We start from the raw sequence: 20,456 nt of genomic DNA, 5'->3' as shown, positions 1-20,456 counted from the left end.
GTGCTGGATCAGACGTTTGATAGTCAGGAGCTACTGAACTACGCCGAGCGAGGACATAAAATTGTCGTGTTGGACCGTGAACTGAATCATCCTAACATTAACCAGGTGCTGTTGGATAACAAAGCGGGCGCCGCTCTCGCAATCGAACATTTATTGGAATTGGGACACCGTAAGCTATATGTGGTTACCGGACCAGAAGGTTCTTACGATTCATGGCAACGGATGCAGGCAGTCAAGCAGACCATTGAGCGTAGCGGCATCGCTGAAATGATCGAAATTGACGGCGATTTTGAGAAATCGGGTGGCGAACAGGCGGCTGAAATCATTTTGCGGCAACAAGATGGCCCGGGTTCGGAACCTGTAGCCGTATTTTGTCTCAATGATGAAATGGCAGTGGGCTTTTACAATCGAATGGCTCAATCAGAACTGACAATTGGCAAGGATATTCATATCGTCGGCTTTGATAATATCGAGCTGGCGCAATATATTCAGCCCCGTCTGACAACGATTGACTATTCCAAACGTAAATGGGGCGCTGTAGCTGCCGAACAAGTTCTCAAAATCATTGCCGGGGAAGACGTGGAGCATGAACGTTTATACGTTACGCTTGTCCAAAGAGAATCGGCAGGCGCAGCATTCATCACCCAAGATCAACAGAATCTGTGATGAACAACGCAGAAGTAACCCGCTCGCCAGCCTCAAAAAAAGAACTTCCATAGTCCCAGAACACGGGTTGGAAGTTCTTTTAGTTATACTTTTTTAACCTAACAAATCCTCAATTAAATTCGTCAACGACCGTAAGGGATTGTCAATCATTTCCCCCGTCTCCAGCTCCACCTGTAACGCAGCATCAACCATAGACAACTGTGCTACAGCCAGATCTCTGCTTGGATCAGCCTTCCTCAGCTCATACAGCGAACGGACCAGCAATTCCTTATACTCGTCTTCACGTCCCTGCATAATCAGTTGAAAAGCGTCCTCCACCACCTTAACCTCTATCCTAGATGAGATATCTGGTTTGCCTAACAGAGCAGCCGTATGATAAAGACGCTTCATCGTTCCCTCTACGGTAGCCGGATTCGTGAATACCAAGGTCCGTGGCAGCAAATCATCGCATATCTCATGAAAAAAGGGCTCATCCAGCGCGATTATTGGTGTAGACATGGTCAATTGAGCCTTTTCCGCCAAAACGATATAATTCGTGCACGTTATCAAAATAACGTCTATGTCGCTTTGGGCAATCCAGCTTAGTTGCTCTTCTACCTTGCGACTGGCATCGTCCGCAGAAAAATGCGGGTCTGACGAGATCCGGCGCATAAGCCCAGGGTCCACAAAATGTATCAGCTCCACCTCATAAGAAGCAAAAGCTCGTTCCACATAGGCTATGTTCGAGTGATGTGCATGCAGGCAGCCCACACGCCGCTTCAAGCCTTCCATCGTTCAACCCCCTGTTATATGTTTGCATCATTTTAACAGGAACAGGACGGTTGGGAAAGCGTGCCAATCAGGCCATACCCCAAACTCACTTTTTTTAAAACTTACCGTTTGTATTTTTCCACTCTGTTTTAGCTGGAACCTCCTGAACTACGTCCCAATGTTCTCCTACCTTACCGTTCTCTACCCGGAACAGATCATAGACAGCGGCTGAAGTTCCCTTAGATGATGTCAATTCACTCACAACCAGCACGAAGTTGCCTTCTCCAATAACCATGTGAACCTGACCATATCCAAAAGAAGCTCCTTGGCTTCCCGCTGCGGAAAATGCTTGCTTCAAATTGGATACACCGTCACCAAAAAGAGGGTTATGCTGAATGTAATGATCACCGTTATAGTAGCTTTCCAATGCAGCACGATTTTTTCCAACTAGAACATCATCCACAAACTTGCGGATCAGTGTTTTGTTCGTCTCAGTTTGGTTGAGATCCGTGATCTGTGTTGTTCCGTCAATCATTGTACGTCCGCTTGGATTAGCTGGAGCCGAGTCCTGAATATTGTCCCAATGCTCAACAATTTTACCATTGCTATCGAAGCGGAAAATATCAAAAACAATGCTCGTTTTTCCTGCAATGGACTCTTTATAATGAACCGCTACATAATTGCCATCCTGAATTACACGTTGGATTTCAACCTGTACATTGGCTCCCTTCGACTGGCTAATCCCTTGCAGCAACGCATCTCTTCCGCTAGCAAAGCTCAGATTGTGCTGAATGTACTGATCCTTGCTGATCCAAGTCTCGGCTGCTTTCGTGTCTCCGGTTTCAAAGCTTTTCACGATTTCAACGACCTTATCCTTATTACTCACCCCGATTTGCACCGTTTGGCTGGCCGGGTCCCAAATCACTTGCTTGCCCCATGCTTCTTTGACGACATCAACCGGTACATAAGTTACCCCTTGTTTGGTCAATAGGGTCGAGGTGGATAGCGGTACCTTAATCCCGTTGATTTGCGCTTCCGGACTGCCTGACACCAATACAACCGTCGCCTGATCATATCGGATAGTCGTGCTTTGTCGCGCCGTATTGAACGTAATATGCTTGGCATCCATTGGAATTCCCAAACTGGAGGCCAATTGTCTCAAGGGAATTAAGACCTGCTTATTTCTCACGATAGGCGCAATTTTGTAAGCCTCCTTCTTGCCATCTACCCAAACCTGAATACCCGTAGTGGGTTTTACCTCGGCTGCTAAAGCCGGTACAGCAGAAGACAGAACAAGCAAACCAGCGAGTGCAGCAGTAACCGTATGTTTTTTCATGAATGTGAACCCCTCTCAACCTATAAAATAGAATATGGAAGACAATTTCCTTTTATGTAACTTATATAGTTACACCTAATCGCAAAAAGCAACTTTTCCCCGCCTATCTAACTTTAAACCCCATTTAAATCTTTTGAAACCTCAATAACCCTCCTTTCAAAAATTTATACTTATACTGCTACAATGCAAGCCACAAGCCTTAGAATAAAGGATATGGGGAGCAATAACAATGTGTGATAAATTGCTAATGCCGAAACTCAAAAAAAGCGGCTCCTATCGCCAAGCGAATGAACGCTTTTTGAATAGTAAGCCGCTGTTAACCCCATTGCTATTGTTATACGGATAACGTTCTCCGAAACTTGATAAAGCTCCCGATTCGCCATATTGAGATATATACCAGCGCCATCGTAATTGCCAGCATACTAATTTCAGTCGTACCCAGACTACTGAGGTACTGGGTCAAAACAACGCGAATCAAGATAATAGCGATAATAATATATTTAAAATATTGGTTCGGCTTGGGATAAATAAGACCGTCATCCCGTCTTTCATACGCCGTATGCAGCAAAATAACATAGCCAAACAGAGCCCCTAATAGCCCGGCAACCAGCAGTTCCCAAAAGGCGGGGGGCGCGTACGTTTGACCCGGAATATGCATTAATTGGTACACAGACATCATCATAAGCGGGAATGCGATAAACAAGGGGAGCAGAATCCGGATTCCGTTTCCTTTTACCGGCCCCCCTCGTCTTTTGGTTCTCAACCAGATCATCAGCCCCACCAAAACAGCCAACAATGCATATATAAATATCGTCGTCATGGTGAAACTCCTTCCTCATAGATCCTATAGATACGCTAGCCTAAATCGACAGTTTTTTCTCCAGTAGATAAGCGCTCAAGCGGATTAATACATATGCAGCAACCCAACTGATCAACACCGCAATCGGGAAATGCCAGGTAAAAGAAAACCATTGTCCTGTTTGAACATGGTCAAACTGCTCATAAAGCCCCTGATCGCCTGACCAATAAAAGACACTCCCGCCACCCATCAAAAGAATCCAGAGTATCGGGCTAATCGGCCGCAAGGTGCTGTATTTGGTACTGGCCGTCAGCAGACCCAGCGCAATAACCAACGGTGTGAAAGCGATAATCATCACAAACCAGTTCAATCCAGCTATAATAAAGGACGCTGCATCCGCAAACGTATAAGGCTGGATGGTTGATGAGATGAACAGCGCGTACAGAGAACCTACCACAAACAGGGACAAGGTCACGACCACGGCTTGTAAAATAGCAGCAATCCATTTGGCGCTAATCAGCCACATGCGCGGATAGGGCAGAGTCAGCCACCATCCGTAGGTGTCATTCTCCCATTCTCTTCTCAGACTTCCCACACCCATGAAAATGATCATGTACGGCAAACCCAGGGTGACATACCACAGCCTTGTCAATTCGAGTTGGTTATGAAGCGCGAAATACAAGGAAATAACGAACGCCGCAATTAGAAATAATGAGAAATACACAAGTCTCCACGATCTCGGTAGTCGATTGCGGCTCTGCTTTCTCCAGCTTCCTTTATTTCGAAATTCATGGCGTATCAAATCTTTGAACAGCCCTGATGAATTCACGCCTTCCACTCCTTTTTGTACAAATTGCGGAACACCTGATTCAGCGAGCCATGCTCTGCACGCAGATCATCCGAATCACCAGACCATATGACCCGTCCGCGGTCCATCATGACCGTGTAGTCAAACAAGCCTTCCACTTCCTGAATATCATGCGTGCTAATGAGTATAGACTGCTGGCGACCCTCCAAATAATCAATAATCCCGGCCACAATCGCCTCTCTGGAGAGGACATCAATGCCCGCAAACGGTTCATCCAGGATCATGAGCGGAACCTCACGCGCCAGACATAAAATCAGTAGCACACGTGCCTCCTGTCCGCGACTCAACCCGGCCATTTTCAACTCCAACTCTACGTCCATATGATCAGCAAGTTTATAGGCATCTTTTATATTGAAGTCAGGCAAAAAGGATTCCCCCCACTCCAGTGTCTGCTGCACCGTATGATTAGGGTACCAGCGAGCCCGGTCAGGCAGATAGGATATGCCACGATTGGTTTCCCAACCTGGCTTTTGCCCCAATACCTGAAGCTCGCCCCCATCCGGCCGAATTAATCCGGTGATTGCTCGAAAAAAGCTGGACTTCCCACAGCCATTGGGTCCAAGCACCCCTACAATGCGTCCCGCCGGAATGACGACATCCAAGTGGTCCAGCGCTTTTTTACTTTCATATTGCTTCGTCAGATGACTCGCAACCACAATAGATTCCGTCATGCCCCTTCGCCTCCTCCCTCGTCATTTCCGTCCTGTTTGCTTCTTATATACTGCTGTACATCTTCCCACGATAACCCCAGACTGCTCATCTGTCCGAGAAACTGATCTATATACGTTATAGCCAATTGTTCCCTAAAGCTGGCAATCCGTTCACTGGACGAAGTAACATAAGTGCCTAACCCGCGCCGCTTCTCAGTCAATCCGTCCCGCTCCAGCTCCTGATACGCCCGCATCACAGTATTCGGATTCATGCGTAGTTCCTGCGCCAGATCACGAACAGATGGCATTTTGCTTCCCATTTCGATCTCCCCTTTAGCAATGGAGCTTCGTACTTGATTTAATATTTGCTCATATAATGGCTGGCTGAAGTCAATTAAAAATCGGAACGAGCCAACCCGTTGTTCTTCCATGGGTGTTTCCCCCTAATCGGCTGCATCTATCGTGCATGTAGTGTATTATATCACTTAATACACGTAATACAAGTACCATCTTACTAAAATGTTAGTCATGCTTCCAAATTTCATTCAGTAAATGCTCAGCTTGCACTCAGATAGCATTCAAGTTGATGCCTTATGATGTATCACGTACCAAACAAACCATAACCGAAAGGTGGAAAATGAAGATGAAGAGCACCAAGAAAGCAATTTTGGCCGGAACGATGGCCTTGGCATTTTTAGGAGGCGGTGCACTATACTCCACAAGCGCAGCCCATGCTGCTTCAACTACACCTGAGAAGGCTCCCATTGCAGACAAAGCACAAGCACCTAAGGGTAACCCCGGAGATGCTAACGGCCCTAAAATGGCAGGAGGAAACTATGCTGAGAACAAAGCTCTCCTGAAATTATTGAAATTGTCCTCCAGTCAGTTGGATACACAGTTGAAAGCAGGTAAATCCCTTGCTACAATCGCCAAAGCACAAGGTGTGAGCGTAAATTCCGTTATTGATGTGATGGTTTCAGATATGAAAGCGAAACTGGCTACGGAAAAACAAAACGGCAAGATTACAGCAACTGAATATAACCAACGTGTCTCTAATCTAAAAAAAATGATGACAGATATGGTGAATGGCGTAAAACCCTCCAAACCACCAGTAGATGGCGGTAAAGCGGATGCAGGTAAAGCTCCTGCTCAAGGTGATGCAGCCAAGGCTCCTGCTAAGCAGAAATAGCTACAGCTCCCGTTTTCCAAGAAGCCGTAGCTCAATAAGTCGCATTCATAAGAACCATTTGTTAATCTGGCACATCCACCCATGTATAATAAATCTCAATCCGGCTTCCCTGTACGGATTGAGAAATCAATAAGCTTGTCCCCTGCTGCTGATACAACAGGAGGGGACAAGCTTATTTGTCATGTAAACAAGATAATATGTGGTAGACTAACATGATCCAGAGGTCATTTTTCACTAAAATTCATAATAAGGAGAATGTAATGAAAATAAATAAACAGGAATTTGAGATACGAGGAATGAGCTATACGATCAGATCTGCCATGATTCAAGATGCGAAGAATTTGTCTGAAATCCGTTTGCTGATTGATGGAGAGACTGAAAATTTAGACAGAGAGAAGGGAGAAGCGTTTATAAGTACATCCGGTTTTGAACAGCTCATTGAATCAGATACAGAGAATAACAGAAACCTATTTTTAGTTGCGGTAGTTCATGATAAAATCGTCGGCTTTTCAAGATGTGAGGGCCATGTTCTGAGCAGATTCTCTCATAAAGTTGAATTTGGCGTATGCGTACTAAAGGATTTTTGGGGTTATGGGATCGGGACGAATCTTTTAAAAAAATCTATTTCTTGGGCTGACTCCAATGGCATCAAGAAAATAACTCTACAAGTTTTGGAAACGAATGATAAAGCCATTGAGCTCTATAAAAAACATGGATTTGAGATCGAAGGGTTATTAAAAAACGATAAGGTTCTTTCAGATGGCAAATACTACAACACCATAATCATGGGGAGATTTCATAAATAAAAAAAGACCCTGTTCAACAGGATCTTTCATCTTTGTATCGCCACACATCCCCTAGTAGCGATAATCATCATAAGGATTGCGATTACGATACTGATCACGCGGCTGCTGGGCTGCGGTAATCATCAAAAATATGCCTGAGATCAAATGCATCAACCAGCCCACAATCGGAATCCATCCAATAACCGAGGTCACGATCCCTAAAATAGATCCATAATAAGACTCTCTATTCGTCACCGATAGCACCAACGTAACAATGTGGAAAATCAGCATAAAGAACAATATAGTATACGCGGAATTTACGACGAGCAGCCCGCCCAAAACGGGAATAGCTAAAAACAGCTCCAATCCGCCTGTAATCCATTTTAATGTTTTTGATGGTGTCATTGTTCCACTCTCCCGATGCTGTTTCATTCCATAATTATATCCCATCCCTATCTAGGATGACATACATTTTTTAACATAATATATGCTTATATCGTGACAGTCTCATCCCTTTTTCGAATGAGCTAAGCCCTGGCTACATATATGTGAGAGAGAATGAAATTTCGTGATTTCTAAAGGGGTGAACACGATGGGATATTATATTGAGGTGGAACGCGGCGTGAAGCTGTATGTCGAGGATATTGGAGAAGGCATCCCTGTTCTGATGGTTCACGGCTGGCCGCTGGATCACCGAATGTACGAATATCAGGCCGCCTTGTTGCCTGCTTACGGGTATCGCTGTATTCAGGTTGATCTTAGGGGGTTCGGCAAGTCTGATCGACCATGGCATGGATACAATTATGATCGATTGGCGGACGATCTGCTGGCTGTTATGCAGGCGCTTCAGTTAAACCAGGTACGGCTGATCGGTTTTTCGATGGGGGGAGCTGTGGTCACACGCTACATGAGCAGGCACCGGGGATTTGGCGTCAATCAATTGATCTTGATCGGAGCAGCTACGCCCCGATTCACCCCAACCAGCGACTTCCCTTACGGTACTCCTGTCACAGAGGTAGATAAACTCATCAAACAAGCCTATACAGATCGTCCACAACTGGTAACTTCTTTTGGCGAGATGTTGTTTGCTAATCCCGTTAGCCAGAGCTTACGCGATTGGTTACGTGATCAGGGTTTCGCGGCTACAGTTCATAGCATGGCTTGTACTTTGTATTCACTGCGTGACTCTGATTTGCGCGCTGACCTACCATGTATACACGTGCCTACTTGGATTCTACACGGCAAGCTGGATCGGGTCTGTCCTTTCCCCCTGGCTGTCCAAACTCAAAAAGGAATTGCCGGATCAAAGCTTATTCCTTTCGAACGAAGCGGGCACGGTGTATTTTACGAAGCGCTACCCGAATTTAATTCTATCTTACTGAGCATACTAGCCCCATCCTCCACACCATAATTGAAAACCTGTTCATTCTTATGTATAATTCATATTTATAAAAAACAAAAAAGACGCCTCAGCGCCGTTAATGGCTATGGGGCATCTTTCACTACAAACATTTATCCGTTTAGGATTGTTTGGTATGATTAAAGCTCGTATTATTTAAAACAGCCAGCTTTTTCTCGCCCTTCACCATGGCAGAACCGCAAATGGGGCATGTCGGCTCGACAGAAAAAGCGAAGTTATCCCGCATCCAGCCGTTACATGTATCGCTGGCGCAATTCCAGACAGTTGTAATTTCCTCAGGAATCTCATCCATTGGCTTTTTCCGTGAATTGTACATAAACATCCCTCTTTCTTCATGATTTATAAAGCGATAAGATGTAATCAGTTCAAAAACGGTCTTGTGAACAGATAAAAACAAATGCCCCAAACGCTATGTTCGGGGCATCTGAAGTAGGCTGTAATTTTAAATTACAGTTTTACAACGTTCTCAGCTTGTGGTCCACGGTTTCCTTCAACTACGTTGAATTCTACGCGTTGGCCTTCGTCCAAAGATTTGAAACCTTCGCCTTGGATTGCGGAGAAATGTACGAATACGTCGCTTCCACCTTCAACCTCGATGAAACCGAAACCTTTTTCTGCGTTAAACCATTTAACTGTACCTGTTTGCATGGAATTACCTCCAAAATGTATTTATATGACCTTTATTTTTGACAAATAAAAATTCACATATTGCACAAGGTTATTTCAACCTAAAACAATAACCCTCTACAATATGTGAATCTCAGGTCACAATTTCAATATACTCATATTACCATAAGTGTATTGAAAACGCAAGCACTGGTGAATTTAATTTATGCAGAGTGCTTATGTCTTCTATTGCTGCTTCAAAGCTGTGTTCATTCGGCGGGAGTGAGTCATTAACGCCTACTTAAAACATTATATCCGCAGTTGCTTCCTATTATACCAGCAATCAAGAAATAAATATACAAAACATTGCGCAGGAGACGAACTTCTTACTAAAAGCCCATCTCCTGCGTTTATTTGCTCATTTTAGTTCATTTGAATTACAACTCCGCCAGTGCTTTAATTTCCTCTGCTGTCAGCGCTTTGTTATACAATTGAACTTCATCCAGGCTGCCGTTAAAGTAAGCATCGGCGGCAAAACGGCTTTTGCCGAGATAAGCCTCACTCGTCAGCAACTCATTGGGATTAAAGGTAATGCTGTCATTAACGGCTACTTCCTCACCATTTACATACAGCTTTCCTGTATTCCCTTCCAGTGTAACCGCTACATGCGTCCACTGGTTTAGAGGTAATGATGATTTGGAAAGCAAGCTTTGATCCGTACCCTCATGGATTGTAAACTGGAGCACACCGTTTCCTTGGGAAGGGGTAAGAAACATATGCCGGGCTTGGCCGTTGCCGAAGTCAAAAATCCGTTGCCAAGCTGCACCGCCCTTCCAGTTCACCCAAGCGGAAAAGGTAAAATCCTTCGCATCTGTTACTGTATTTGGTAGTTGCACGTAACCATCCTTACCGTTTAGGACAAGCGCACCGCCAAACTTCCCGTCTTTATCCCATGCAGCACCACCATAGGTCTTACCATCGAATTGATTGTATGTGCTGTCGACAACCGAAGTTCCTTGATCTTCACTCCACGAATAGCGTGCGAGCTGAGGACCTCGGGCCTGCCCGGGAACAATGGCTGTAAAGTTTTTCTTAGCTGTGGCTTTGTCCTTTTTGATGGTCGCTGTCAATGTAACTGTTACTGGCTGAGAACCGGCTTCTGGACGGTATACTTCACCTGTCACAGAAATATTCTCCGGGTGGGTGGATTCCCATGAAATAGTGGTATCTTGTGCTGCTTGAGTATGTAGCGTCAGATTATAAAGAACATTGCTCGTATCGCCCAGGCTCAGATCCTTCTGCACAGCAGCTACAATCTTGCTGGCCTTCAGGTCAGGCTTTAGCGAACCCCATACCGCAACCCCCTTGGAGGACAACGCGGTAAAAGCAAGCGTCTTGGCACCTGTGTCTGGATCACGGTGCCGCAGGAATACACCTTTGTACTTCGTGCCCTCTGCTGTAATTTCCAACTGATTGCCTGCCCCCAACTTCCATGTACCGTTCACTCCACCAGACAGCTTGCCGCCACTATCCAGACTGACGTTAACGGCTTGCTTAATATTTGCCGAAATTTCCTTCCCGTGATTTACATACGAATATTGACCGAGGACATCCTTTTCTGACAGCTTTTTCAGTGAATCTTCATCTCCCGAATAACGATAAGGAGCAACCACAGGCCAACCGTCAGCGTTCATGAACATTTCATGTACCCGCACTTCAAACTGTTCGCCTCTCCCCGGGAAACGGGAATGGAAAATGACAAAATGCTTTTTCGTCTTGGGATCATAATAAGCCGAGTTGTGTCCGGGTGACACATAACCTGCACCCAGTCCTGTACCCGGATCACCAATTTCTCTTGGAATCAGGTAATTACCTATCAGTTTGGCACCGTATGGTTCAATGGAAGCGTCATCAAAAAGTGGTTTATCAGGATTCGCCTTGACCTTGATCATATCATTGCCTTCAGCATCGTAGAAAGGACCATCCGGTGTTTTGGACCGAGCCACCCGCAAGTTGTATCCGCCATCCGCTGACAATCCACCATAGGACAGGAACAAGTAATAGTAGTCCGTTTGCGGACTGTATTGTATGTACGGCCCTTCCATACGAGCATGATTACCGCCTGTCAGCTTTTTACCGTAGCCTTGACCAGGGAGCGGCTTCCCTGTTTTTTCATCCATCTGCATAATGAAGATGCCTCCTGAGTAAGAGCCATATACCATCCACAACTTGCCGTTTTTATCATAAAAGGTGTCCGGGTCTACGGCATTTGGATGCTTGGTTGCGTCATAGATCGTCCCATCCTCACTCGGTTGGTCCCACATGCCGGATTTTAGAAAAATGCCTTTATTCTTATAAGGCCCTTCAATTTTATCAGCAACTGCTAGGCCCATTGCTGAACGCGGTGAGTCACCCTTGCAAGCGTTATAATACATATAGAACTTGCCATCTGCCAGTTGAATGACATCAGCTGCCCACAGGGTGTCTGTCTGTGCCCAATCCAGTGCTTCCTTTAATTCTTCTTTGACGTTGGGAATCAATGCATTACCATTCGCCACTCCTGTAGCAATCGTATCCCAATTCATGAGGTCTTTGGACTTGGCAGCCGCTAGATGTGAGCCGAAAATGTAAAATGTGTCTTTCACTTTCAGAATGGATGGATCATGTACGGAAGTCTCCTTGAAAGAGACAGCCTTTTTACTTTGAATTGAAAAGTTTTCTAGGTCTTGAGCTTGAAGGGAAGTTTGCCCCACATTTTGAATTCCATCTGTATCTGAATTGAGTGTTTGCTCGGCGCCTACCAAAGAAGCAGGCAACAACAGCGCACCTGCCAGTGAAGCTGCCGTTACTTTACGAACAAATGATTGCTTCATAAATCAATCTCCTCTCGTTTTGAACATCCCTGATAACATAAAAAAATATTGAGAAAGCGGTCAGGATTATGTTTGTATTAACTTCTTCAGCCTCGAATTTAATGTTGCTCATCCCTCCTATTCATCATTAAAGCGCTTTCACTTGATTTGAAAATAAAAGCACCTTCTGTTAAGAAGGACGTTTCAAACCTGGCGGTTAACCGTACCTCTATATTATTCAATGGATATGGAAAATTCAATATGTAATTTTATATTTTTATAAATTATTCATCGAATTATTAACATTAATAAATGTATTGCGTAAATTTCTAGTTTAAAGTTATAATTTTACAAGTAAAATTTTATATGTTTCCTGCCGATATACCTAAAAGGACAATTTTACGGATACTGTAAAGAACCGTTTAGATTTTATAAGGAGGTGAAAAAATATATGCAATGGTATTTAAATGCATTAAAAAACTATGTAGGATTTCAAGGTAGAGCAAGACGTACAGAATATTGGATGTTTGTTCTATTTAGTGCAATCGCTAGCTTTGTAATCAGTCTGATCGATAGTCTTTTGGGTTTAACTCCGATATTGACTTTGATCTATTCTCTTGCTGTCCTGTTGCCATCCTTGGCCGTTATGGCCCGTAGACTGCATGACACAGGTAGAAGCGGATGGTGGATTCTAATCAGTCTGATTCCTCTGGTAGGGTCAATTATTTTGATTGTATTCTTCTGCCAAGACAGTCAGCCTGCCGACAATAAGTATGGGAAAAACCCTAAATTGTAATGGTTGTAGATGTCTAAAACCTCTTTCACAAAAGTGAAAGAGGTTTTTTTTCATATCTGTATCTCCCCCATCGAAATTTCAGCAGTAAGTTTATCTGGAGACCCCTGCGTCCATACTGGATTAAAAAGTATCCTCAAAGAGAGGGAGAACGTTCATGCGTTTTCGGAAAAGAACCCCCCCTAACAAAGTTAAAAAGCCGCCAGTCCAGCACAGCGAAAGTAAGTCTGATCATCATAAGAGAAGTTCGTATCGGCAAAGATGGTGACCAGCTCATTGCAATTCTCTATACGGACGGTTTGGCGGACAAAAATATAGTCTCCGACTTCATTATGGAATCGATGATGCTGGATAGTAGCTTGTCCAGAGACGTAGAGTGCAGGCTCCAGAACTCCTCTAGTGTCATGCAAGTATTGAAAGATTATGCCCTAACCATTGGAAGCATCCGGGAGATTATCGACTTTGAAACCTTATATAACGCGCTGTTGTCAGGGGATGCTGTCATTTTGATTGACGGTGAGACACAGGGAATAGTAGCCAGCGCACGTGGATGGAAGGATCGCGGTGTCACCGAGCCTGCCTCGGAAAATGTCGTCCGTGGGCCGCGGGAAGGATTTTCTGAGACACTGCGCACGAATACGGCATTGATTCGGCGTAAGATTAAAGATCCGAATTTGTGGCTGGAAACCAAACAAATCGGTCGTGTAACCCAGACCGAAGTCGCTGTCATGTATATCAAAGGGATCGTGAACCCTAAATTGGTCGAGGAAGTGCATGAGCGATTGAATCGCATTGATGTAGACGGCATTCTCGAAAGCGGTTATATCGAGGAGTTAATCCAGGACGAAACTTTCACCCCTTTTCCAACAGTATACAACTCCGAACGTCCAGACGTCATCGCCGCCGAGCTGTTGGAAGGAAAAATCGCGATCCTGGTGGATGGGACTCCTTTTGTGCTTGTCGTACCTGCGCTGTTTGTTTCCTTCCTGCATGCGGCGGAGGATTATTATCAGCGTGCGGACATCAGCAGCTTCATCCGGGTTCTTCGTTACACCGGAGTTTTTATCTCCCTGTTAGGTCCGTCCCTATATATTGCCATCACTACGTTTCATCAGGAAATGCTGCCGACCTCACTGCTGATCGGTCTGGCAGCACAGCGGGAGGCCGTTCCCTTCCCCGCCTTTATCGAAGCACTCATGATGGAATTAACTTTTGAAATATTGCGGGAAGCTGGAGTTCGTATGCCGAAGTACATCGGGGCAGCCGTCTCTATCGTAGGCACACTCGTCATCGGGCAAGCTGCCGTCGAGGCGGGCATCATATCTGCAGCAATGGTTATTGTCGTATCGATTACGGCGATTTCAAGCTTTGTTCTCCCTGCCTATAATATGTCCATCGCTTTTCGTATGCTGCGGTTCCCCTTGATGGGACTTGCCGCTTCCTTTGGGCTGTTCGGGATTATCGTTGGAGGCATTGCCCTGGTCCTGCATATGTGCAGCCTTCGTTCGTTCGGCGTTCCCTATATGACTCCTTTTGCACCTCTAATACCTTCGGACACCAAAGATACCATATTTCGGTTTCCTCACTGGATGATGATTTCACGTCCCCGGTTAGTCGATCAGAAGAATGTGAAGCGCCGAAACAGCACTCCGCCCCGGAAATCACGGAAATAGAAGAAAAGAGAAACAGTCGGAAAGGAGTGGATAATCATGAAGCGGAAGAAAGCATTTCTGTTCCTGATTCTTGCACTCGTTTTACTTCTGACGGGCTGTTGGAATCGCAGGGAGTTGAATGAGCTTGCCATCGCCGTCGGTATGGGGATCGATAAACAAGGAGATCAATTTCGGGTCTCTATCCAAGTGGTGGACCCTGGAAAAGCATCAGCCAAAAAAGGAGCAGGTGGTGGGGCACCAGCCACCTTGTATACAGAGGAAGCGGATACCATATTTGAAGCGATCCGAAAAATAACAACGCTTAGTCCTCGGAAAATATATTTTTCTCACCTGCGTATATGTGTAATCGGTGAGTCGGTAGCCACCGAAGGAATGGCAAAATCTCTAGATTTACTTTCCAGGGATCATCAATTCCGCACTGATTTTTATATTGTGGTGTCCAAGGATACCAGCGCGGAGGATACGTTGAAAATTATGACGCCCTTAGATCCCATTCCGGCGAATGACCTTTTCTCCTCTCTGGAAACATCGCAGAAAAACTGGTCACCCAGTATGACGGTAACTTTGGATGAATTGATTTCAGCACTCACCAGTGAAGGAATGCAGCCTGTTTTGACAGGACTCCGTATCGTGGGCAATAAAGAAATGGGAGAAACAAGTAGCAATGTACAAAAGATCGACCCGTTCAGCCGTTTACAGTATTCGGGACTTGCTGTATTTAGAAAAGACCGATTAATCGGGTGGTTAAATGAAACTGAAAGTAGAGGCTACAATTTCATCCGCGGCAAAGTGCAAAGCTCTGTCGGCTTTGTAGCTTGCCCCAGAGGCGGCAAAGTCGTTTCGGAAATCATTCGTACCCAAACAACTATAAAAGGGAGCGTTTATAGGGGGGAGCCCCAGGTCAATATAAAAATGCAGGTTGAGGCCAACGTGGGAGAAGTCGAGTGTAATGACCTGGATCTGACCCAGGTGGGGACGATTTATGACATTGAGAAGAAAGAGGAAGAAAAGATAGAAGAGATTATGAAAATGGCTGTCAGAAAAGCTCAAAAATCATACAAAGCTGACATTTTCGGATTCGGTGAAGCCATTCACCGCGCTGACCCGAGAACCTGGAAATCCATTAAAAAAAATTGGGATTATGAGCACTTTGCAGAATTACCCGTAAATATCAAGGTCAATTTCAAGATTCGGCGCTTGGGCACGATTGGCAGCTCATTTTTGAATGATATTAAGGAGTAAATCCCTTGTCAGATACGGCGGGGGATCTGGCTCCTGTATAGAACCTTACCCTACAAAAGAAGGTGTTTCCCAAGATGCTGTCTCATATAGTGAAAGTTCTGGGCATATTACTAACCGCTGCTGCAATCAGCTTGATCGAGGTCCCCTACATGTGGAAAAAGGGGTTAAAAAAAGAACTTTGGTTATTCTCCGTCCTTCTCCTTTTTGCCGTCGGAATTTGCTGCGCCAAGGCATTAAACTGGCTTATTCCAACTCCTCTGGATTGGATAACAGCGGTATATAGACCTCTCAGTGATTTCCTGACCCATATCGGTCTAATAAAATAAGACGAGGTGAAATAGGTGCCCGGACAGATCAAAATCTCAGCACGCCAAATTATGATATTAACGGCTTTATTTACGATCGGGAGTGCAATCCTCATCATTCCTTCAGGCATGGCGTTGGTAGCCAAACAAGATGCGTGGATTGCCGCGCTCGTCGGGGTCGGGGCCGGGCTCCTTGTCTTGTATTTGTACAGCAAGATTGCAGCTCTGTATCCAGAGATGACTCTGATTGGGATTATGGAAACCCTGCTCGGAAAATGGTTAGGCAAAGCCGTCGGTCTTCTGTTTTTCACCACACTTTTCATCAATGCTCCCGCTCCCGTTTTATTTTATTTAGGGAATTTTATGACTACTCAAATGATACCAGAAACACCAATTCTAGCGGTAAATATCCTTTTTGCGCTTATTATATTGTTGGCTGTTCGGCTGGGGCTGGAAGTGCTGGTCCGTTCTGCCGAACTGATGTTTCCGTTATTTACTCTTCTTTATATTTCTTTTACAGGTTTAGTGGTGTCCAATATTAAATTAGAAAACATTCAACCTGTATTAGAGGCGGGATTGGGACCTATTTGGCCTGCTGCCCTGTCCTTTGTTAGCACTGTGTTTATACCTCATATTATTCTGCTCATGATCTTCCCGGCTTCTGTAAATCGTTCCGATCAAACCCGTAAAGCTTTTTTCATAGGCAGCCTGATTGGCGGATTAATGTTGGTCGTGGTGGTTGCACTGGCAATTTTTGTATTAGGTCCTGATTTAACGGCAAGAAATATTTATCCTAGCTATGCGTTAGCCAAAAAAATTAGCATCGGCAATTTTTTACAGCGTATCGAAGCAATTATGGCTACCATGTGGTTTATTTCACTCTTTTTCAGAATCACGCTGTACATGCACACTACTGTGACAGCAATAGCCCAAATCTTTCGTTTGAAAAACGACCGGCAACTGGTGCTTCCTCTCGGGATGATTTTAGTCATCATGTCCGTCATCGTGTATCCCAATGTCACATATCAACAAATCTATGATACAAAGACGTGGGTTCCTTATTCACTATCAATCGGGTTGTTTCTTCCCTTACTGCTGCTCAGTATACATGCCCTGAAAAGGTTGGGGACAAAGAAGAATAACAAGCCGGATGATAAACGTGAAGATAGAGGTGAAGATGGTGCCTAAGCAAGTTAAAATCTCCACACGGCAATTGTTGATCTTAACGATATTATTTACAATCGGCACCGCAATCCTCGTCATCCCTTCCGTTATGGCCGCCACTGCTAAACAGGATGCATGGATCGCAGCACTCGTCGGAGTGGGCTCCGGGCTGCTGTTGATATGGCTGTACAACACGATTACCATCCTGTATCCACAGATGACCCTGATTGAAATCATGGAGACCCTTTTGGGCAAGTGGTTGGGGAAGTCTGTTGCTCTGCTGTTTATGGTTATGTTTTTTCTGGGGGGTCCTGCTGCGGTGTTGTATGATTCGGGGAATTTTTTGACTACTCAAATGATGCCGGAAACGCCGATGCAAGCAGTCAATATCCTCTTTGCGCTCATTGTATTGATGGGCGTGCGCCTGGGACTGGAAACGGTAGCCCGTTCTGCTGAACTATTGTTTCCCTTGTTCATTTTGCTGTATACAGCTTTTGTCATTTTAGTCGTATCCAATATCAAACTGGAGAACGCCCAACCGATGCTGGAGAAGGGAGGCGGACCTGTTTGGTCTGCCGCCTTGTCCTTTATTAGTATTGCGTTTCTGACCCATATTGTTTTTCTCATGATTTTTCCGTTTGTCGATCAGCCCGATCAAGCGCGCAGGGCTTTTTTAACAGGGGGACTGATTGGCGGGTTGATTCTGGTTGTGGTCATTGTATTGGCCGTTTTGGTTTTCGGCCATGAATTAACAGCAAGAAGTATGTATCCGAGCTATTCATTAGCCCAAAAAATAAACATTGGAAATTTTCTTCAGCGTATTGAAGCGATCATGGCCGCTATGTGGTTTATTTCGCTCTTTTTCAGGCTGGCTCTGTATATGCAATCGATTATGATAGCCATTAGCCAAATCTTTAATCTAAAAGATGATCGTCCGCTGATCTTCCCTATCGGAATGATCCTGATCGTCATGTCGGTGATCATATACCCAAATGTCCCATACCAGCAATCCTGGGATGCAAAAATATGGACACCTTTTTCCTTATCTATGGGCCTTTTTCTGCCTCTGCTGCTGCTCTGTATGCATGGGATACGAAAAATCTGGTCAAAGAAAAAATAGGGACCGAAGGATAGATCACATCCATCGTACGAGCCCTCCTACGAGCATCGGTGAAATTTTTTTGCTGTTACCTGTTTACATCCTCCTCTTTTAGTTTATTTTAAACGAGTATTAAGCTGGCGCTAAGATTGGGTGTGTATGATGTATATTAGAATCTGGTAACTACATAAGCCGGATCGGCTAAACGCATAAACATTACTCCCGTTGGATATCCATATAAGACTCCACCCTGTCAGAAATTGAATGAAACACAAAGGAGATTTACACTTATGAATCGAAAACGAATTATGGTCATCTGTACACTGTTGCTGGCGTTATCTATTGGGCAGTCTTCTACTTGGGGAAGTCGGGCTAATGCTGCTACACTGGCTCCAGAGAGAGCCCCTCAGGTACAGGATAATGAAGCTTCCAAGGATGATGAACTTTTGAAAACACTGGGCGCATCCTCGGATGAGCAATTGTATGATGCGTTATATAACGGTCAAACCTTGGCAGATATTGCACAATCCAATAAACAGGACGCACAGGCTGTTGTTGATTTACAGGTAGCTCAGTTAACGGAGCAGTTGGATCAACGACTGGCCAATAAGAGCATTACGCCTGAGCAATACGAAGCCCATAAGGCAGAATTGACACAGGTCGTTGCTAAAAGTGTGTTCGGGCTGTAAGCAGTGACACACTTGGCCCGCTTTACGCCGTAGTCCATGCCCCCTCAGAGATGCTTCCGAATTCATGTCAAAAAGGCGCTGAACCCATGGAGGGCCAGCGCCTTTTGGCTTGTCTATATTTTGTTTTAACTTACACTTGATATACTCGGATCAAGTTCGTAGTACCTGCCTCAGCGACAGGAACACCTGCTGACAGGACTACAGTATCGCCTTTATGGATATATCCTGCATTCAGCGCGTTACGGATGGAGGATTCGAACATTTCATCCGTTGTAGCTACTTTATCCCCTTTGATCGGGAACACACCGGATAACAGGCAAATTTTAGCGAATACCGTGTTATTCGGAGTAACCGCAATAATAGGTGCCTTCGGACGATATTTGGACACCATACGTGCCGTGAATCCGCTGGCAGTCGACGTAATAATCGCTTTCGCATCCAGCTCCAGGGATGAACTCACCGCACCCTGACTAATCACTTCGGTAATGTTGGTGCTTTGACGTGCTCTACGCTTATCGAACTGCTCCTGATAATCGAATTGCGATTCTGCTCTGGCAGCTACAGCGGCCATGGTCCGTACAGACTCGACAGGATATTTACCCGCAGCTGATTCGCCCGACAGCATAACAACATCGGCTCCTTGCATAACGGCATTAAACACGTCACTAACTTCGGCTCTCGTCGGACGTGGGTTCACCTGCATGGATTCCAGCATGTGGGTAGCTACGATAACGGGCTTGCCAACCAGATTACACTTGTCGATCATTTCTTTTTGCATCACAGGCACATCTTGAATCGGTACTTCGACGCCCAGATCGCCACGGGCTACCATAATGCCATCGGAAGCTTCGATAATATCATCCAGGTTTTCCATGCCTTCAGCATTTTCAATTTTGGAATAAATTTGTACATGCTCAGCATGATGTCCCTTCAAAATTTCACGGATTTCACGGATATCGTCGCCTTTACGCACAAAAGAAGCCGCAATAAGCTCAACACGCTGCTCCACCCCAAATTGGATGTGCCTCACATCTCGCTCCGTCACGCCTGGAAGGGTTGTATGAATCCCTGGCAGGTTTACACCTTTTCTCGGCTTCAAAATACCGCCGCTTACAATATTACAAATCATTTCCGTACCCTCGATGGAGGTTACAGTCAGATCAACCAAACCGTCGTCAATGAGAATGCGGTCGCCTGGTTTGATGTCCTTCGGCATATCCGGGTAATTCACTGAAATACGATGCTCGTCCCCTAGAATCTCTTCTGTGGTCAGAATGAGCTGGCTACCTGGTTTCAACAGACAAGATGCCTCTCTCAGCTTGCCAATCCGTATTTCTGGTCCTTTAATATCCATCATGACAGGTATAAAGGTATTCATTTCCTTCGCAGCCTGCCGCACATTTTCGATACGTTTAACGTGATCTTCCAGTTCACCGTGAGCCATATTCAAGCGGGCTACAGTCATACCAGCCTGAATCATTTCTTTTAACAAATGAATGGAGTCACAGGCAGGTCCCATAGTACAAATAATTTTCGTTTTAAGCATAGTAATGTCATCCTCCTGAATGTC

21 protein-coding genes are annotated in these 20,456 nt (G+C 45.0%); 10 read left to right on the top strand and 11 right to left on the bottom strand.

The window, feature by feature from the left end; translation table 11 throughout:
* On the top strand, positions 1 to 666 hold a 666-nt coding region (locus GRP75_RS06090; RefSeq protein ID WP_160788856.1), incomplete at its 5' end, for a LacI family DNA-binding transcriptional regulator.
* Between the two features lie 93 nt (positions 667 to 759).
* Here the strand turns inward: GRP75_RS06090 and GRP75_RS06085 are convergent.
* The 6 genes from GRP75_RS06085 to GRP75_RS06060 form a co-directional block, all read right to left on the bottom strand.
* Positions 760 to 1,437 (bottom strand): hypothetical protein, encoded by a 678-nt coding sequence (locus GRP75_RS06085; protein WP_160788855.1) that lies wholly within the window; start codon positions 1,435 to 1,437, stop codon positions 760 to 762.
* Positions 1,438 to 1,531: 94 nt separating this feature from the next.
* The gene (locus GRP75_RS06080; RefSeq protein ID WP_160788854.1) at positions 1,532 to 2,752 is read right to left on the bottom strand and encodes a stalk domain-containing protein; all 1,221 of its coding nucleotides are present in this window, start codon (positions 2,750 to 2,752) and stop codon (positions 1,532 to 1,534) included.
* Between the two features lie 334 nt (positions 2,753 to 3,086).
* Positions 3,087 to 3,572 carry a CcdC protein domain-containing protein gene (locus GRP75_RS06075; protein ID WP_071639182.1) on the bottom strand — a complete coding sequence of 162 codons (486 nt, stop codon included), beginning with the start codon at positions 3,570 to 3,572 and terminating at the stop codon, positions 3,087 to 3,089.
* 40 nt (positions 3,573 to 3,612) lie between these two features.
* Positions 3,613 to 4,380: an ABC transporter permease subunit gene (locus tag GRP75_RS06070; RefSeq protein WP_023986612.1), complete on the bottom strand. Its 768-nt coding sequence runs from the start codon at positions 4,378 to 4,380 to the stop codon at positions 3,613 to 3,615.
* Entirely contained in the window at positions 4,377 to 5,090 is a 714-nt protein-coding gene (locus GRP75_RS06065) for an ABC transporter ATP-binding protein (RefSeq protein WP_160788853.1), read from the bottom strand. Before GRP75_RS06065 ends, GRP75_RS06070 begins: the two co-directional genes overlap by 4 nt.
* Positions 5,087 to 5,500 (bottom strand): GntR family transcriptional regulator, encoded by a 414-nt coding sequence (locus GRP75_RS06060; RefSeq protein ID WP_023986610.1) that lies wholly within the window; start codon positions 5,498 to 5,500, stop codon positions 5,087 to 5,089. The genes GRP75_RS06065 and GRP75_RS06060 overlap by 4 nt, the downstream gene beginning before the upstream one ends.
* Positions 5,501 to 5,712: 212 nt before the next feature.
* Here GRP75_RS06060 and GRP75_RS06055 point away from each other — a divergent pair, with 212 nt between their 5' ends.
* Together GRP75_RS06055 and GRP75_RS06050 are read left to right on the top strand one after the other, a co-directional pair.
* On the top strand, positions 5,713 to 6,258 hold the full coding sequence (locus tag GRP75_RS06055) for a hypothetical protein (RefSeq protein ID WP_160788852.1): 546 nt from the start codon (positions 5,713 to 5,715) through the stop codon (positions 6,256 to 6,258).
* Between the two features lie 260 nt (positions 6,259 to 6,518).
* The gene (locus tag GRP75_RS06050) at positions 6,519 to 7,064 is read left to right on the top strand and encodes a GNAT family N-acetyltransferase (RefSeq protein WP_028541950.1); all 546 of its coding nucleotides are present in this window, start codon (positions 6,519 to 6,521) and stop codon (positions 7,062 to 7,064) included.
* A 51-nt stretch (positions 7,065 to 7,115) separates the two neighbouring features.
* On the opposite strand, the gene GRP75_RS06045 is transcribed toward GRP75_RS06050, so the two are convergent.
* Complete coding sequence (locus GRP75_RS06045) at positions 7,116 to 7,448, bottom strand: hypothetical protein (protein WP_013308359.1); 333 nt, start codon at positions 7,446 to 7,448, stop codon at positions 7,116 to 7,118.
* 187 nt (positions 7,449 to 7,635) lie between these two features.
* Here GRP75_RS06045 and GRP75_RS06040 point away from each other — a divergent pair, with 187 nt between their 5' ends.
* Positions 7,636 to 8,454, top strand: coding sequence for an alpha/beta fold hydrolase (locus GRP75_RS06040; protein WP_023986607.1), 819 nt, complete (start codon positions 7,636 to 7,638; stop codon positions 8,452 to 8,454).
* A gap of 109 nt (positions 8,455 to 8,563) precedes the next feature.
* Here GRP75_RS06040 and GRP75_RS06035 read toward each other — a convergent pair whose 3' ends face one another.
* From GRP75_RS06035 to abnB, 3 genes are all read right to left on the bottom strand, one after another.
* Positions 8,564 to 8,779: a cold-shock protein gene (locus GRP75_RS06035; RefSeq protein WP_013308357.1), complete on the bottom strand. Its 216-nt coding sequence runs from the start codon at positions 8,777 to 8,779 to the stop codon at positions 8,564 to 8,566.
* Between the two features lie 131 nt (positions 8,780 to 8,910).
* On the bottom strand, positions 8,911 to 9,111 hold the full coding sequence (locus GRP75_RS06030) for a cold-shock protein (RefSeq protein WP_007428290.1): 201 nt from the start codon (positions 9,109 to 9,111) through the stop codon (positions 8,911 to 8,913).
* Positions 9,112 to 9,506: 395 nt separating this feature from the next.
* The gene (gene abnB, locus GRP75_RS06025; protein WP_160788851.1) at positions 9,507 to 11,942 is read right to left on the bottom strand and encodes an arabinan endo-1,5-alpha-L-arabinosidase AbnB; all 2,436 of its coding nucleotides are present in this window, start codon (positions 11,940 to 11,942) and stop codon (positions 9,507 to 9,509) included.
* A gap of 430 nt (positions 11,943 to 12,372) precedes the next feature.
* On the opposite strand from abnB, the gene GRP75_RS06020 reads away from it, so the two are divergent.
* The 6 genes from GRP75_RS06020 (at position 12,373) to GRP75_RS05995 (ending at position 18,886) form a co-directional block, all read left to right on the top strand.
* Positions 12,373 to 12,717 (top strand): DUF805 domain-containing protein, encoded by a 345-nt coding sequence (locus tag GRP75_RS06020; RefSeq protein ID WP_160788850.1) that lies wholly within the window; start codon positions 12,373 to 12,375, stop codon positions 12,715 to 12,717.
* 92 nt (positions 12,718 to 12,809) lie between these two features.
* Positions 12,810 to 14,387, top strand: coding sequence for a spore germination protein (locus GRP75_RS06015; protein ID WP_483311085.1), 1,578 nt, complete (start codon positions 12,810 to 12,812; stop codon positions 14,385 to 14,387).
* A gap of 36 nt (positions 14,388 to 14,423) precedes the next feature.
* Positions 14,424 to 15,629 (top strand): Ger(x)C family spore germination protein, encoded by a 1,206-nt coding sequence (locus GRP75_RS06010; RefSeq protein WP_028541947.1) that lies wholly within the window; start codon positions 14,424 to 14,426, stop codon positions 15,627 to 15,629.
* Between the two features lie 341 nt (positions 15,630 to 15,970).
* A complete protein-coding gene (locus GRP75_RS06005) occupies positions 15,971 to 17,122 on the top strand; it encodes an endospore germination permease (RefSeq protein ID WP_160788849.1) in 1,152 nt (383 codons plus the stop codon).
* Positions 17,112 to 18,218 carry a GerAB/ArcD/ProY family transporter gene (locus GRP75_RS06000; RefSeq protein WP_202404009.1) on the top strand — a complete coding sequence of 369 codons (1,107 nt, stop codon included), beginning with the start codon at positions 17,112 to 17,114 and terminating at the stop codon, positions 18,216 to 18,218. The genes GRP75_RS06005 and GRP75_RS06000 overlap by 11 nt, the downstream gene beginning before the upstream one ends.
* Before the next feature lie 269 nt (positions 18,219 to 18,487).
* Complete coding sequence (locus tag GRP75_RS05995) at positions 18,488 to 18,886, top strand: hypothetical protein (RefSeq protein ID WP_023986599.1); 399 nt, start codon at positions 18,488 to 18,490, stop codon at positions 18,884 to 18,886.
* Between the two features lie 130 nt (positions 18,887 to 19,016).
* Here the strand turns inward: GRP75_RS05995 and pyk are convergent, their stop codons facing one another.
* On the bottom strand, positions 19,017 to 20,432 hold the full coding sequence (gene pyk, locus GRP75_RS05990; RefSeq protein WP_023986598.1) for a pyruvate kinase: 1,416 nt from the start codon (positions 20,430 to 20,432) through the stop codon (positions 19,017 to 19,019).
* Positions 20,433 to 20,456 lie beyond the last annotated feature (24 nt).

The organism is Paenibacillus sp. OT2-17 (assembly GCF_009827695.1).
Lineage (GTDB): Bacteria > Bacillota > Bacilli > Paenibacillales > Paenibacillaceae > Paenibacillus > Paenibacillus polymyxa_B.
The sequence above is the reverse complement of the archived record's forward strand: the minus strand, read 5'-3'. Positions and strand labels throughout refer to the sequence as shown.

Coding starts and splice junctions, on each gene's coding strand:
- GRP75_RS06085 (WP_160788855.1), bottom strand. CDS start 1,437: ATGGAAGGCTTGAAGCGGCGTGTGGGCTGCCTGCATGCACATCACTCG.
- GRP75_RS06080 (WP_160788854.1), bottom strand. CDS start 2,752: ATGAAAAAACATACGGTTACTGCTGCACTCGCTGGTTTGCTTGTTCTG.
- GRP75_RS06075 (WP_071639182.1), bottom strand. CDS start 3,572: ATGACGACGATATTTATATATGCATTGTTGGCTGTTTTGGTGGGGCTG.
- GRP75_RS06065 (WP_160788853.1), bottom strand. CDS start 5,090: ATGACGGAATCTATTGTGGTTGCGAGTCATCTGACGAAGCAATATGAA.
- GRP75_RS06060 (WP_023986610.1), bottom strand. CDS start 5,500: ATGGAAGAACAACGGGTTGGCTCGTTCCGATTTTTAATTGACTTCAGC.
- GRP75_RS06055 (WP_160788852.1), top strand. CDS start 5,713: ATGAAGAGCACCAAGAAAGCAATTTTGGCCGGAACGATGGCCTTGGCA.
- GRP75_RS06050 (WP_028541950.1), top strand. CDS start 6,519: ATGAAAATAAATAAACAGGAATTTGAGATACGAGGAATGAGCTATACG.
- GRP75_RS06045 (WP_013308359.1), bottom strand. CDS start 7,448: ATGACACCATCAAAAACATTAAAATGGATTACAGGCGGATTGGAGCTG.
- GRP75_RS06040 (WP_023986607.1), top strand. CDS start 7,636: ATGGGATATTATATTGAGGTGGAACGCGGCGTGAAGCTGTATGTCGAG.
- GRP75_RS06035 (WP_013308357.1), bottom strand. CDS start 8,779: ATGTACAATTCACGGAAAAAGCCAATGGATGAGATTCCTGAGGAAATT.
- GRP75_RS06030 (WP_007428290.1), bottom strand. CDS start 9,111: ATGCAAACAGGTACAGTTAAATGGTTTAACGCAGAAAAAGGTTTCGGT.
- abnB (WP_160788851.1), bottom strand. CDS start 11,942: ATGAAGCAATCATTTGTTCGTAAAGTAACGGCAGCTTCACTGGCAGGT.
- GRP75_RS06020 (WP_160788850.1), top strand. CDS start 12,373: ATGCAATGGTATTTAAATGCATTAAAAAACTATGTAGGATTTCAAGGT.
- GRP75_RS06010 (WP_028541947.1), top strand. CDS start 14,424: ATGAAGCGGAAGAAAGCATTTCTGTTCCTGATTCTTGCACTCGTTTTA.
- GRP75_RS06000 (WP_202404009.1), top strand. CDS start 17,112: ATGGTGCCTAAGCAAGTTAAAATCTCCACACGGCAATTGTTGATCTTA.
- GRP75_RS05995 (WP_023986599.1), top strand. CDS start 18,488: ATGAATCGAAAACGAATTATGGTCATCTGTACACTGTTGCTGGCGTTA.
- pyk (WP_023986598.1), bottom strand. CDS start 20,432: ATGCTTAAAACGAAAATTATTTGTACTATGGGACCTGCCTGTGACTCC.